Below are 13,403 nucleotides of genomic sequence, written 5' to 3' on the forward strand. Positions count from 1 at the left end.
GCCCCTGGAGATACGTTATGCAAGTAGTGGAGAAGGGCGCCGCGGTACCGGGCGACAACCTGTTGATCGACGTCAGCCTGCCAGCCCTGGTGCTGCACGGCGAAGCGCTGGAACACAACATTCGCTGGATGCAGGCGTTCGCCAGCGCCAGCGGCGCGCAGCTGGCGCCCCACGGCAAGACCAGCATGGCCCCGGCGCTGTTCGCCCGGCAGCTACAACGCGGCGCCTGGGGCATCACCCTGGCCACCGCGGTGCAAACCTGCGCGGCCTATGCGGCCGGTGTGCGCCGGGTGCTGATGGCCAACCAGCTGGTGGGCGCGGCGAACATGCGCCTGGTCGCCGACCTGCTGCTGGACCCCAGCTTCGACTTCCACTGCCTGGTGGACCACCCGGACCAGGTGCTGGCCCTGGGTGAATACTTCGCCGAACGCGGCCAGCACCTCAACGTGATGATCGAGTACGGCGTGGCCGGCGGCCGTTGCGGTTGCCGAAGCGAGGCCGAGGTCAAGGCGCTGGCCGCCGCCATCGCTGCCCAGCCGGCCTTGCGCCTCACCGGCATCGAAGGCTACGAGGGGGTGATCCACGGCGAGCAGGAAATTGCCGCTATCCGCGCCTTCGCCGCCTCGCTGGTCAGCCTGGCGGTCGAGTTGCAGGGGCAGGGCGCCTTTGCCTTGCCGCAACCCATCGTCACCGCGTCCGGTTCGGCCTGGTATGACCTGATCGCCGAAGCCTTCGACGCTCACACCGCCCGTGGGCGCTTCCTGGCCGTGCTGCGCCCGGGTAGCTACGTGGCCCATGACCATGGCATCTACAAGGTCGCCCAAGGCGGCGTGCTGGCTCGTCGTGCCGACCTGGGCGAGGGGCTGCGCCCGGCCATGGAGGTGTGGGCGCACGTGCAGTCGGTGCCGGAACCGGGCTGCGCGATCGTGGCGCTGGGCAAGCGCGACGTCGCCCATGACGCCGGCATGCCGCAGCCGCTGCGGCGCTACCGGGCCGGGTTGCTGGGCGACACCGGCGATGACGTCAGTGCCTGCGAGGTCACCCGTATCATGGACCAGCACGCGTTCGTGAAGGTGGCGGCGGGGGTGGACCTGCGCATCGGCGACATCATCGCCTTCGGCACCTCGCACCCGTGCCTGACGTTCGACAAGTGGCGGGTAGGCTGCATCGTCGACGAACGCTTCAACGTGGTGGAAACCTTCACCACCCAGTTCTGACAACCCCGTAGCAGCTGCCGAAGGCTGCGTCCGGGCCGGGACGCGGCCTTTGGCCGCTGCTACGGGGGATCAGTCGCGGTAGAACACCTGCACCAGGTGGTAGCCGAACTTGCTCTTGATGGGGCCATGCACGGTGCGCAGCGGCTTCTTGAAGATGACCTGGTCGATGGCGCCCACCATCTGCCCCGGGCGCACTTCGCCCAGGTCGCCGCCGCGCTTGCCCGACGGGCAGGTGGAGAATTTCTTCGCCAGCACGTCGAAAGCTTCGCCCTTGGCGATGCGCTGCTTGAGTTGTTCGGCCTCTTCGGCGGTTTTCACCAGAATGTGGCGAGCTTGAGCTTTCATGACGCGGGGCCCTGTGAACGACGTTGAAAAAGCGCGCGATTATGCCGCAAATCAGCTGTCGGCGGCGGGTTGATTGATCATCTCGCGAATCTTGTTGGCCAGCAGGTCAATGGAGAACGGCTTGGTGACCATGTCCATGCCCTCGGCGAGGAAGCTGTGGCGCTCCGCGGCTTTTTCCGCATAGCCGGTCATGAACAGCACTTTGAGCCCCGGCCGATGCTGGCGCGCCATCTCCGCCAGCTGCCGGCCGTTGAGGCCAGGCAGGCCCACGTCGGTCACCAACAGGTCAATGCGCAGGCTCGACTCCAGCAGCGGCAAGGCGGCCTTGGCGTCCGCCGCCGGGTGGGCGTGGTAGCCCAGTTCGTCCAGCACGTTGAGCACCAGCATGCGCACCGCCGGGTCGTCCTCCACCACCATCACGCTTTCACCATGCTGCGCCAGCGGCGCGCCCTGGGGCGCCAGCACCTTGGGCTTGGCCTCCTCCTGCTCGACGTGGCGCGGCAGGTACAGGCGCACGCAGGTGCCCTGGCCCGGTTCGCTGTGCAGGGTGACCAGGCCGCCCGACTGCTGGGCAAAGCCGTAGATCATCGACAGCCCCAGGCCGGTGCCCTGGCCGATGGGCTTGGTGGTGAAGAAGGGGTCGAAGGCCTTGGCCTGGATCGCCGGGGTCATGCCGGCGCCGTCGTCGCTGACGCTCAGCAGCACGTACTGGCCGGGCTTCAGGGCTTCCAGCCCCGGCTCCTCGCCAGGCGCGGCCAGGCTCAGGTTGCTGGTCTCGATGCGCAGGGTGCCGCCGTCGGGCATGGCATCGCGGGCATTGATCACCAGGTTGAGCAGGGCGTTTTCCAGCTGGTTGGCGTCGGTGTTCACCGGCCAGACGTTGGGCGCCAGGCGGATCTTCAGCTGAATGTGTTCGCCCTTGGTGCGGCTGAACAGCTCCTCCAGGGAGTGCACCAGCTGGTTGGGGTCCAGGCGCTTGCGGTCCAGCGACTGGCGCCGGGAGAACGCCAGCAGCCGGTGGGTCAGGGCCGCGGCGCGATGGGCCGAGGTGATGGCGGCCTCGCTGAAGCGGCCAATCTCATCGGCGCGGCCCGCAGCGATGTAGCGCTGCATCAGGTCGAGGCTGCCGATGATGCCGGTGAGCATATTGTTGAAGTCGTGGGCGATGCCGCCGGTCAGTTGCCCCACGGCTTCCATCTTCTGCGCGTGGCGCAGGGCTTCCTCGGCGCGCTCGCGCTCCTGCATCTCGGTGTGCAGGCGGCGGTTGGCCTCGGCCAGCGCCTCGGTGCGCTCGGCCACCCGTTCTTCCAGGGTTTCGTTGAGGCGCAGCAGGGTGCGTTCGGCCTCGCGGCGCTCGGTGATGTCGATGGAGGCGCCGACAAAGCGCACCGGCCGGCCATGGTGGTCGTTGTGGCTGCGGCCGCGGGCGTACACCCAGCGCACTTCGCCGTCGGGGCGCAGCAGCCGGTATTCGTTGGCGTATTCGCCGTCGCTGTGCACGCAGGCATTGATGCTACGCGCCACCATGCCGCGGTCGTCAGGGTGCACGCCCTTGAGGTACTCGCCGATAGGCATCTTGCCGGCCAGGCCCGGGTCCACGCCGTGCAACTGGGCGAAGCGCGCGTCGGCCTGGAACAGGTCCTCGCGGATGTCCCAGTCCCAGGTGCCGACGCCGTTGGTCGCCTCCAGCGCCAGCTGCAAGCGCTCTTCGGTGTCGAGCTGGGCCTTGGCGCTGGCTTCGGAGCGGCGTTGCAGCTCGGCGGTCACACGCCGGCGCTCGTTGGCTTCGATGGCGGTGACGAGGATGCCGGCCACCGTGCCGCTTTCATCGCGGATGGGGCTGTAGGTCAGGTCCAGCCACACCTGGGCAGGGCCGGCGTCGCGGGGCAGGGTAAAGCCCTGTTCCACGTAGGTGCGCACCTCGCCGGCCAGCACCGCGCGGTAGATGGGGTCGGTGAATTCCTTCAGCTGCGGCCAGATCAGGTCCACCGGCTGGCCAAACGCGCGGGGGTGGTTGCTGCCCGCCAGCAGGGCGAAACTGTCGTTGTACAGCTGGCACAGCTGCGGGCCCCACAGCAGCAACATGGGCATGGGCGAATGCACCACGATGTCCACCGCGGTGCGCAGGCTCTGCGGCCACTGCGCGGGCGCGGGCAGGGGGCTGTCGCGCCACGGCAGCTGTTCGATCAGTTCGACGATGGAGCTGCCGACGGGGGTGCCGCTCATGTGCGTTGTCCTTTGATTTGCATGGCGGGGTGTTCTACCGCCAAGCTATAGCTTACTTTTCTATTGTCGCCCTGTGGACCCTCGCATATGGAAATCCAAGCCCTGCTGAAAATCCTCGCCTCCCAGGACGGTTCCGATCTCTACCTGTCCACCGGGGCGCCGCCCTGCGCCAAGTTCAACGGCGTGCTCAAGCCACTGTCGGCGGAAGCGCTGAAACCCGGCGAAGTGGCGGCCATCGCCGCCGATATCATGGACGCCGAACAGCGCCAGGACTTCGAGCGTGACCTGGAGATGAACCTGGCCATGTCCATTCATGGCGTCGGACGCTTCCGGGTGAATATCTTCAAACAGCGCAACGAAGTGTCCATCGTCGCCCGTAACATCAAGCTCGACATTCCCCGTTTCGAAGACCTCAAGCTGCCGCCGGTGCTGCTCGAGACCATCATGCAGAAGCGCGGCCTGGTGCTGTTCGTCGGCGCCACCGGCTCGGGCAAGTCGACTTCCTTGGCGGCGCTGATCGACTATCGCAACCGCAACGCCAGCGGCCACATCATCACCATCGAAGACCCGGTGGAGTATGTGCACCGGCACAAGAAGTCGATCATCAACCAGCGCGAGGTGGGTGTCGACACCCGCAGCTTCCAGGCGGCCTTGAAGAACACCTTGCGCCAGGCGCCGGATGTCATCCTGATCGGCGAAATTCGCGACCGCGAGACCATGGAGCACGCCCTGGCGTTCGCCGATACCGGCCATCTGGCCATCTCGACGCTGCACGCCAACAACGCCAACCAGGCGCTCGACCGGATCATCAACTTCTTCCCCGAGGACCGCCGCCCACAGCTGCTCAATGACCTGGGCAACAACCTGCAGGCGTTCGTCTCCCAGCGGCTGGTGAAGACCACCGACGGTAAGCGCCGGGCGGCCGTGGAGGTGATGCTGGGCACCGCCACCATCAAGGACCTGATTCACCGCAACGAGTTCGGCGAGCTCAAGGGCATCATGGAAAAATCGGTGAACCTGGGGATGAAGACGTTTGACCAGGCGCTGTACGAATTGGCCCTGGAGGGGGCGATCAGCGAGGAGGAAGCACTGAAGAACGCCGACTCGCAGAACAACCTGCGCCTGCGCCTCAAGCTGCACCGTGAAAACGGCCATGAGCCCAGCAGCGTGCCACTGCCGCCGGAGCCGGCGGCGGACGTGGACAGCGCTGACTGGAACCTGGTGGATGATGAGAACACCTGACCCCCGGACGCGGCCTGCGGCCGCTTGTGGGAGCGGGCTCTGCCCGCGAAAGCCACACCGCGCAGTATCAGACAGGCCGCAGTGTTCTTTTCGCGGGTAGAACCGGATGGCCGGGCCCCCGCTCCCACAAGACAGTTGCTGCTACGCACATCCGTAGCAGCGGCCGCAGGCCGCGTCATTGCGCCAACCACCCGCCATCCATGTTCCACGCCGCGCCACGCACCTGGCTGCCGGCCTCACTACACAGAAACAGCACCAGCTCGCCCAACTGCTCGGGGGTGACAAATTCCAGTGACGGCTGTTTCTCCGCCAGCAGGTCCTCGCGCGCCTGTTGCGGGTCCACGCCCTTGGCCGCGCGGTCGTCGATCTGCTTCTGCACCAGCGGCGTCAGCACCCAGCCGGGGCAGATGGCGTTGCAAGTCACCTGGGTGCGCGCGGTTTCCAGGCCCACCACCTTGGTCAGGCCGATTACCCCGTGCTTGGCCGCCACGTAGGCGGCCTTGCCGGTGGAGCCCACCAGCCCGTGCACCGAGGCGATGTTGATGATGCGGCCCCAGCCGCGCTCGCGCATGGCGGGTAGCGCCAGGCGCGTGGCGTGGAACACCGAGGACAGGTTGATGGCGATGATCGCGTCCCAGCGCTCCACCGGAAAGTCTTCCACGGCGGCCACATGTTGGATGCCGGCGTTGTTGACCAGAATGTCGACGCCGCCGAACTCGGCCTGGGCGTAGGCGAACATCGCCTCGATCTGCGCCGGCTGGCTGACGTCCGCCGGGTGGTGGCCAACCTTCGTCCCGTGGCGGGCCAGTTCGGCCAGCACCGCCTGGGCGTCGCCGAAGCCGTTGAGTATCACGTTGGCGCCAGCGGCGGCCAGGCCGTGGGCAATGCCCAGGCCGATGCCGCTGGTGGAACCGGTGACCAATGCCGTCTTGCCATTCAGGGTCATGCCTATGCCTCCAGGGTCAGTGCGGCTCGGCCTGCACGTGGGCGGCCAGCAGCAGTTCGCGGGTATAAGGATGTTGCGGGGCTTCGAACAGGTCGTGGCTGGCGCCGCGCTCCACCACCTGGCCGTCCTTGACCACGATCACGTCGTGGGCCAGGGCCTTGATCACCGCCAGGTCGTGGCTGATGAACAGGTACGTCAGGCCATGGTCGTCCTGCAACTGGCGCAGCAGGGCGACGATCTGCTTCTGCACGGTGCGGTCCAGCGCCGAGGTGGGTTCGTCCAGCAGGATCAGGTCGGGCTTGAGCACCAGCGCCCGGGCAATGGCGATGCGCTGGCGCTGGCCACCGGAAAACTCGTGGGGGTAGCGGTGGCGGCTGGCCGGGTCCAGGCCCACTTCCTCCAGCACCTTGATCACCCGTTCCTCGCGGTTTTCGGCGTCGCACTCGACGTGCACTTCCAGGCCTTCGCTGATGATCTGCTGCACCGACATGCGCGGGCTGAGGCTGCCGAAAGGGTCCTGGAACACCACCTGCATGCGCTTGCGCCACGGCAGCATCTGCTTGGGGGTCAGGCCCTCCAACGGCTGGCCGTCGAAACGGATGCCGCCTTGGGAATCCAGCAGGCGCAGGATGGCCTGGCCGAGGGTGGACTTGCCCGAGCCGGACTCGCCGACGATGCCCAGGGTTTTGCCTTTCTGCAGGCTCAGGCTGATGCCGTCCACCGCCTTGACGTAATGGGGCTTGCGCAGGAAGCCGCCACTGGTGGCGTACCACACCCGCAGGTTGTCGACGTCCAGCAGCGGCGGGCGTTCGTGGCGCGGCAGCGGCTCGCCGGCCGGTTCGGCGTTCATCAGGATGCAGCTGTAGGGGTGTTTGGGCGTGCAGAACAGGGTTTCGGTGTCGGCCTGCTCGACGATCTCGCCGGCGCGCATCACGCACACCCGCTGGGCAATGCTGCGCACCAGGTTGAGGTCGTGGCTGATCAGCAGCAGCGACATGCCCAGGCGCTGCTGCAGTGATTTGAGCAGCACCAGGATGCGCCGCTGCACGGTCACGTCGAGGGCGGTGGTGGGTTCGTCGGCAATCAGCAGGTCGGGCTCGCAGGCCAGGGCCATGGCGATCATCACCCGCTGCCGCTGGCCGCCGGACAGTTGGTGCGGGTAGGCCTTGAGGCGCTTTTCCGGCTGCTGGATGGCCACCAGTTGCAACAACTCCAGGGTGCGCGCCTGGGCGGCCTTGCCGGTCAGGCCGCGGTGCACTAGCAAGGTTTCGCCGATCTGCTTTTCCACCGTGTGCAACGGGTTCAGCGAGGTCATGGGCTCCTGGAAAATCATCGCCACGCGGTTGCCGCGGATCTCGCGCAACACGTTGGCCGGGGCGCCCAGCAGCTCGGTGCCGCGGTAGCGGATGCTGCCCTGGGTGTGGCTGCCGGTCTGCGGCAGCAGCTGCAGGATCGAGTGGGCGGTCACCGACTTGCCCGAGCCCGACTCGCCCACCAGCGCCAGGCACTCGCCGGGACGGATGTTCAGGTTCAGCTCACGCACTACGGTGTGGTCGTTGAAGGCCACGCTCAGGTTGCGTATTTCGATCAGGTTTTCGCTCATGCTGGCCTCAGGCGCGGGGGTCGAAGGCATCACGCAATGCCTCGCCGATGAACACCAGCAGCGACAGCACCAGTGCCAGGGTAAAGAAGGCCGTGAAACCCAGCCACGGCGCCTGTAGGTTGTCCTTGCCCTGGGCGATCAGTTCGCCCAGCGAAGCACTGCCCGCCGGCATGCCGAAGCCCAGGAAGTCCAGGGCGGTGAGGGTGGAAATGGCCCCGGTGAGAATGAACGGCAGGTAGCTGAGGGTGGCGTTCATGGCGTTGGGCAGGATGTGCCGGCGGATGATCTTGCCGTCGTTGAGGCCCAGCGCCCGCGCCGCCTTGACGTACTCCAGGTTGCGCCCGCGCAGGAACTCGGCGCGCACCACATCCACCAGGGCCAGCCAGGAAAACAGCGCCATGATGCCCAGCAGCCACCAGAAGTTGGGCTCGACGAAACCGGAGAGGATGATCAGCAGGTACAGCACCGGCAGCCCCGACCATACCTCCAGCAGGCGCTGGCCGAACAGGTCCACCCAGCCGCCGTAATAGCCTTGCAGGGCACCGGCGAGGATGCCGATCAGCGAGCTGATCACGGTCAGCGCAATGGCGAACAGGATCGATACCCGCGCGCCGTAGATCACCCGCGCCAGCACGTCGCGGCCCTGGTCATCGGTGCCCAGCCAGTTGCTGGCGCTGGGCGGGCTGGGGGCCGGCTGGGTGAGGTCGTAGTTGGGGGTGTCGGCGCTGAACGGAATGGGCGCGAAGATCATTTCCCCGCCGGCGTCGGCGATCAGCTTGCGCACATAGTCGCTGCGGTAGTCGGGCTGGAACGGCAGCACGCCGCCGAACTCGGTTTCGGTGTAGCGCTTGAAGGCCGGGAAGTACCATTGGCCGTGGTAACTCAGGGCCAGTGGCTTGTCGTTGGCGATCAGCTCGCCGCCCAGGCTCAGGGCGAACAGGGCAATGAAGATCCACAGCGACCACCAGCCGCGGCGGTTCTTGCGGAAACGGTCGAGGCGCCGGCGCGAGACCGGGGACAGGCGTTTCATCAGGCGCTCCTCCCGGCAAAGTCGATGCGTGGGTCGACCAGGGTGTAGCACAGGTCGCCCACCAGTTTGATCAGCAGGCCGAACAGCGTGAAGATGAACAGGGTGCCGAACACCACTGGGTAGTCACGGGCCACGGCGGCCTCGTAGCTCAGGCGGCCGAGGCCGTCGAGGGAGAAGATCACCTCGATCAGCAGGGAACCGGCGAAGAACACGCTGATAAACGCCTGGGGCAGGCCGGCCACCACCAGCAGGATCGCGTTGCGGAACACGTGCCCGTACAGCACCCGGCGCTCGCTGACCCCCTTGGCGCGGGCGGTGACCACGTACTGGCGGGTGATTTCGTTGAGGAACGAATTCTTGGTAAGGATGGTGAGCGTGGCGAAGCCGCCGATTACCAGTGAGGTCACCGGCAGCACCAGGTGCCAGAAATAGTCGGCGACCTTGCCCAGGGTGGACAGCTGGTCGAAGTTTTCCGACACCAGGCCGCGCACCGGGAACCAGTTCAGCTCGGTGCCGCCGGCGAACAGCACAATCAGCAGCATGGCGAACAGGAACGCCGGCATGGCGTAGCCGATGATGATGGCGGTGCTGCTCCAGATATCGAAGTGGCTGCCGTGGTGCACCGCCTTGCGGATACCCAGCGGGATCGACACCAGGTAGGTGATCAGCGTGGCCCAGAAGCCCAGGGACAGGGTCACCGGCATCTTGTCGAGGATCAGGTCGGTGACCTTGGCGCCGCGGAAGAAACTGTTGCCGAAGTTCAGCGTGGCGTAGTTCTTGATCATCAGCCACAGGCGCTCCGGTGCGGGCTTGTCGAAGCCGTACTGGTGCTCGATGTCCTTGATCAGTTTCGGGTCCAGGCCACGGCTGGCGCGCGACGCGCCCTGGGCCGAATCGCCGCCGCCACCGCCCACGGCCACGCCGCCCAGGCCCTGCAGGCGGGCGATGGCCTGTTCCACCGGGCCGCCGGGGGCCGCCTGGACGATGACGAAGTTGACCAGCAGGATAATCAGCAGCGTCGGCACGATCAGCAGCAGGCGCCGCAGGGTATAGGCCAGCATCAGTGGGCCTCCTTGGCGCGCAGCTCGGCCATCTGCGCGTTGGTCAGCGGCGTGGGGCTGACCTGCCACCAGCTTTCCGGGGCCTCGTCATTGGGCGCCGGGTGCGCGGGAATGCCGAAGCGGTTCCACCACACGGTAGAGGTGCCCGGCGGGTAGTAGTTGGGAATCCAGTAGTAGTTCCACTGCAGCACCCGGTCCAGGGCGTGGGCGTATTCGGTCATGTCGGCCTTGGTCCTGGCATTGACCAGGCCTTTGATCAGCGTGTCCACGGCCGGGTCCTTGAGCACCATGTAGTTGCTGGAGCCAGTATCGGTGGCGCTGGCGGAGCCGAAGTAGTTGGACAGCTCCATGCCGGGGGAGGGCGACACCGGGTAGCCGGTGATGATCATGTCGTAGTCCCGGGCCATCAGCCGGTTGATGTACTGGGAAGAGTCGATGCGGCGGATCTGCAGGTCGATGCCGATCTGCGCCAACGTGCGTTTCCACGGCAGGATGAGTTTTTCCAGGCCGGGTTGGCCATTGAGGAAGGTGAAGCTCAGCGGCTCGCCAGCGGCGTTCACCAGGCGGTCGCCGTCGGGCGTCCAGCCGGCGGCCTTCAATAGCGCCAGGGCCTGCAATTGCTTGTCACGAATAAAGCCGCTGCCGTCGGTGCGCGGGGCTTCGAACACCTGGGTGAAGACCTCGTCCGGCACCTGCCCGCGCAGGGGTTCGAGGATCTTCAGCTCGGCGGCGTCCGGCAGCTGCCGTGCTGCCAGCGGGCTGTTGGCGAAGAAGCTCTGCTGGCGGATGTACATGCTGCGCATCAGCTGGCGGTTGGTCCACTCGAAATCCCACAGCAGGGCCAGGGCCTGGCGCACGCGACGGTCCTTGAACACTGGCCGTTGCAGGTTGAACACGAAACCCTGGGCGGCCTGCAGGCTTTGCGGCGCCAGGTGGGCGCGTTGCAGGCGGCCGTCGTCCAGCGCCGCGCTGTTGTACTTGATGGTGTAGCCGGTGGCGGAAAACTCGCGGTTGTAGTCGAAGGCGCCGCCCAGCAGCACCTGGCGCGCCACCTCGGTGTCGCCGAAGAACTCGATGCCGAACTGATCGAAGTTGTACAGCCCGCGGGTCACCGGCAGGTCCCGGGCCCACCAGTCCTTGTCGCGCTGGAAGGTGATGCTGCGGCCGTTGTCGACCTTGCCTACGGTGTAGGGGCCACTGCCGGGCGCGGCCTCGAAGCCACCGCCGTTGGCGAAGTCGTGGTCTTTCCACCAGTGCTCGGGCAGCACCGGCAGCGAGGCCAGGTCCAGGGGCAGGCTGCGGTTGTCGTTGGCGCTGAAGTCGAAGCGCACCTGGCGCGGCCCTTCGACCTCGACGTCTTTCACCTCGGCGAACTGGGTGCGAAAGCGCAGGCTGCCCTGGGTCATCAGCAGGTTGAAGGTGAACTTCACGTCGGCGGCGGTGATGGGCACGCCGTCGCTGAAGCGCGCCTTGGGGTTGATATAGAAGCGCAGCCACAGGCCGCTGTCGTCGCGTTCCATTTTCTCGGCGATCAGGCCGTACACCGTGTAGGCCTCGTCCAGCGAGCGCAGGGCCAGGGGTGCGTACAGCAGGCCGTCCACCTGGCTCACGCCGGTGCCCTTGTCTATATAAGGCAGCAGGTGGTCGAACTGGCCGATTTCCACGGCCGAGCGGCGCAGGCTGCCGCCCTTGGGGGCATCGGGGTTGACGTAGTCGAAGTGCTTGAAGCCGTCGGGGTACTTGGGCGGCTCGCCGTAGACGGTGAGGGCGTGCTGCGCGGCGGCAAGGGCGCAGGGGAGCATCAGCAACTGGGCGGTCAGCAGGAGAAGGGCGAAAACCGAGCGCATTGTCTGCCTTGTTCGAATGAGTGTGGGCGCGTGCTTACCCTATCATCAACCAAGGCACTGATCACAAACAAAACGGCCCGCACAAGGCGGGCCGTCAGCAGCGGGACAGGTATCAGTCCTGGCGGCTGGTGACTTCCAGCAGGTGGTAGCCGAACTGGGTCTTGACCGGGCCTTGCACCACGTTGATCGGGGCGCTGAACACCACGGTGTCGAATTCCTTGACCATCTGGCCTGGGCCGAACGAACCCAGGTCACCGCCCTGGCGGCTGGATGGGCAGGTGGAGTTGGCCTTGGCGACTTCGGCGAAATCGGCGCCGCCTTCGATTTGCGCTTTCAGTTCGTTGCACTTGGCTTCGGAGGAAACCAGGATGTGACGGGCAGTGGCTTTGGCCATGGGAAAGTACTCCAAAAAAACCTAAAGAAGGCAGCCTACCGCAATTTGCGCAAAAGCGCTGCCCCGGGGGCGATTATGTGGCGCCCCGGGACGCGGCCTGCGGCCGCTGCTACGGGACCGCATTACACGCGTAGCAGCAACTGTCTTGTGGGAGCTGGCTTGCCAGCGAGCTTTTAAGGCCCCAACAGCTCGCTGGCAAGCCAGCTCCCACAGGATGTAGCAGCTGCCGAAGGCTGCGTCCGCTTCAGCCGCGCAATTGGCGGGCGGCGTTGCGCAGCAGCGCCTCGGTGTCGTCCCAGCCCAGGCAGCCGTCGGTCACCGACACGCCGTAGCGCATGCCCGGGCCAATGGCCTGGCAGCCTTCGAACAGGTGGCTTTCGAGCATCGTCGCCACCAGCGAGCGGTCGCCGGCCAGGCGCTGGCGCAGCACGTCGTTGAACACCTCGGGCTGGCGCAGCGGGTTCTTGCTGCTGTTGGCGTGGCTGCAGTCGACCATGATGCGCGCCGGGATGCCGGCCTTGCCCAGGGCGCTGTGCACCTGCGCGACGCTGTCCTGGTCGTAGTTCGGCCCGCGGTGGCCGCCGCGCAGCACCAGGTGGGTGTCGGGGTTGCCGGCGGTCTCGATGATGGCCGGGTGGCCGTCGGCCGACACGCCGAAATGGCGGTGCGGGTGGGCAGCGCTGCGCATGGCGTCGCAGGCAATGGCGATGCCGCCATCGGTGCCGTTCTTGAAGCCCACGGGCATCTTCAGGCCGCTGGCCATCTCGCGGTGGATCTGCGATTCGGTGGTGCGGGCACCGATCGCCACCCAGCTCAGCAGGTCGTCCAGGTAGCCGGCGGCCATGGGCTGCAGCAGCTCGGTGGCCAGGGGCAGGCCCATGTGCAGCATTTCGCGCATCAGGTCGCGGGACAGCTTCAGGCCGCCGACCATGTCGTCGCTTCCGTCCATGCGCGGGTCGTACGCCAGGCCTTTCCAGCCGACCGTGGTGCGCGGCTTTTCAACGTAGGCGCGCATCACCAGCAGCAGCTGGCCTTTCAGGTCGCTGCCCAGGGTGGCCAGGCGCTCGGCGTATTCCAGCGCGGCTTCGGGGTCGTGCAGCGAGCAGGGGCCGACCACCACCAGCATGCGTTCGTCGCGGCCTTCGAGAATGGCGCGGATCGCGTTGCGGTGGCCGTTTACCTGTTGGGCCAGGTCGCGGCTCAGGGGCAGCTGTTGCTTGAGTTCGGTGGTGCTGGGCAGGCGTTGCAGGGCCGGGGCATTGGCGGCGGGGGCCAGGGGCTGGACGGCGGCGGTGGCGAGGGGCAGGGCGCTGATGGAGATGTTCATGTGTAATTTTTCCCTGGGCTGGCGGCGCAGTCTGCTGCGCTCGCTCAGCCCTATCGCGATGTTCGACTAATGACGTTTGTCTGTGTATGGCCACCCAGGCAGGACCGGTCGGAGGCGGCAAGCTGGCCCGAACGGAGGGTGGTAAATCGCCAGGCGGTGCAGTAG

At 66.6% G+C, this 13,403-nt stretch carries 11 protein-coding genes; 2 read left to right on the top strand and 9 right to left on the bottom strand.

Annotation, left to right across the window (positions count from 1 at the left end):
- Positions 1–17 precede the first annotated feature (17 nt).
- Positions 18–1,217 (top strand): amino acid deaminase, encoded by a 1,200-nt coding sequence (locus AC0J42_RS09695; RefSeq protein ID WP_473005971.1) that lies wholly within the window; start codon positions 18–20, stop codon positions 1,215–1,217.
- A 69-nt stretch (positions 1,218–1,286) separates the two neighbouring features.
- On the opposite strand, the gene AC0J42_RS09700 is transcribed toward AC0J42_RS09695, so the two are convergent.
- The gene (locus tag AC0J42_RS09700) at positions 1,287–1,562 is read right to left on the bottom strand and encodes a peptidylprolyl isomerase (protein ID WP_008369722.1); all 276 of its coding nucleotides are present in this window, start codon (positions 1,560–1,562) and stop codon (positions 1,287–1,289) included.
- Positions 1,563–1,613: 51 nt separating this feature from the next.
- Entirely contained in the window at positions 1,614–3,788 is a 2,175-nt protein-coding gene (locus AC0J42_RS09705) for a PAS domain-containing protein (RefSeq protein WP_416423341.1), read from the bottom strand.
- Positions 3,789–3,875: 87 nt separating this feature from the next.
- Here AC0J42_RS09705 and AC0J42_RS09710 point away from each other — a divergent pair, with 87 nt between their 5' ends.
- Positions 3,876–5,030, top strand: coding sequence for a PilT/PilU family type 4a pilus ATPase (locus tag AC0J42_RS09710; protein ID WP_416423342.1), 1,155 nt, complete (start codon positions 3,876–3,878; stop codon positions 5,028–5,030).
- A 175-nt stretch (positions 5,031–5,205) separates the two neighbouring features.
- Here AC0J42_RS09710 and hbdH read toward each other — a convergent pair whose 3' ends face one another.
- The 7 genes from hbdH to AC0J42_RS09745 all read right to left on the bottom strand — a co-directional run bounded on the left by hbdH (position 5,206) and on the right by AC0J42_RS09745 (position 13,238).
- Entirely contained in the window at positions 5,206–5,976 is a 771-nt protein-coding gene (gene hbdH, locus AC0J42_RS09715; protein ID WP_473005974.1) for a 3-hydroxybutyrate dehydrogenase, read from the bottom strand.
- Positions 5,977–5,992: 16 nt separating this feature from the next.
- On the bottom strand, positions 5,993–7,579 hold the full coding sequence (locus tag AC0J42_RS09720) for an ABC transporter ATP-binding protein (RefSeq protein WP_473006832.1): 1,587 nt from the start codon (positions 7,577–7,579) through the stop codon (positions 5,993–5,995).
- Between the two features lie 7 nt (positions 7,580–7,586).
- On the bottom strand, positions 7,587–8,609 hold the full coding sequence (locus AC0J42_RS09725; protein WP_416423344.1) for an ABC transporter permease: 1,023 nt from the start codon (positions 8,607–8,609) through the stop codon (positions 7,587–7,589).
- Positions 8,609–9,670, bottom strand: a complete 1,062-nt coding sequence (locus tag AC0J42_RS09730; protein ID WP_416423345.1) for a microcin C ABC transporter permease YejB — start codon at positions 9,668–9,670, stop codon at positions 8,609–8,611. The genes AC0J42_RS09725 and AC0J42_RS09730 overlap by 1 nt, the downstream gene beginning before the upstream one ends.
- The gene (locus AC0J42_RS09735) at positions 9,670–11,517 is read right to left on the bottom strand and encodes an extracellular solute-binding protein (protein ID WP_473005975.1); all 1,848 of its coding nucleotides are present in this window, start codon (positions 11,515–11,517) and stop codon (positions 9,670–9,672) included. Before AC0J42_RS09735 ends, AC0J42_RS09730 begins: the two co-directional genes overlap by 1 nt.
- 112 nt (positions 11,518–11,629) lie before the next feature.
- A complete protein-coding gene (locus AC0J42_RS09740; protein WP_007952068.1) occupies positions 11,630–11,911 on the bottom strand; it encodes a peptidylprolyl isomerase in 282 nt (93 codons plus the stop codon).
- Between the two features lie 244 nt (positions 11,912–12,155).
- Positions 12,156–13,238 (bottom strand): 3-deoxy-7-phosphoheptulonate synthase, encoded by a 1,083-nt coding sequence (locus AC0J42_RS09745; protein ID WP_473005976.1) that lies wholly within the window; start codon positions 13,236–13,238, stop codon positions 12,156–12,158.
- Positions 13,239–13,403 lie beyond the last annotated feature (165 nt).

The organism is Pseudomonas sp. Tav-5-1A (assembly GCF_055755055.1).

Excerpts from the sequence above, each read along its gene's own strand:
- AC0J42_RS09725 (WP_416423344.1), bottom strand. The coding sequence starts at position 8,609 with ATGAAACGCCTGTCCCCGGTCTCGCGCCGGCGCCTCGACCGTTTCCGC.
- AC0J42_RS09695 (WP_473005971.1), top strand. The coding sequence starts at position 18 with ATGCAAGTAGTGGAGAAGGGCGCCGCGGTACCGGGCGACAACCTGTTG.
- AC0J42_RS09735 (WP_473005975.1), bottom strand. The coding sequence starts at position 11,517 with ATGCGCTCGGTTTTCGCCCTTCTCCTGCTGACCGCCCAGTTGCTGATG.
- AC0J42_RS09730 (WP_416423345.1), bottom strand. The coding sequence starts at position 9,670 with ATGCTGGCCTATACCCTGCGGCGCCTGCTGCTGATCGTGCCGACGCTG.
- AC0J42_RS09740 (WP_007952068.1), bottom strand. The coding sequence starts at position 11,911 with ATGGCCAAAGCCACTGCCCGTCACATCCTGGTTTCCTCCGAAGCCAAG.
- hbdH (WP_473005974.1), bottom strand. The coding sequence starts at position 5,976 with ATGACCCTGAATGGCAAGACGGCATTGGTCACCGGTTCCACCAGCGGC.
- AC0J42_RS09745 (WP_473005976.1), bottom strand. The coding sequence starts at position 13,238 with ATGAACATCTCCATCAGCGCCCTGCCCCTCGCCACCGCCGCCGTCCAG.
- AC0J42_RS09700 (WP_008369722.1), bottom strand. The coding sequence starts at position 1,562 with ATGAAAGCTCAAGCTCGCCACATTCTGGTGAAAACCGCCGAAGAGGCC.
- AC0J42_RS09705 (WP_416423341.1), bottom strand. The coding sequence starts at position 3,788 with ATGAGCGGCACCCCCGTCGGCAGCTCCATCGTCGAACTGATCGAACAG.
- AC0J42_RS09710 (WP_416423342.1), top strand. The coding sequence starts at position 3,876 with ATGGAAATCCAAGCCCTGCTGAAAATCCTCGCCTCCCAGGACGGTTCC.
- AC0J42_RS09720 (WP_473006832.1), bottom strand. The coding sequence starts at position 7,579 with ATGAGCGAAAACCTGATCGAAATACGCAACCTGAGCGTGGCCTTCAAC.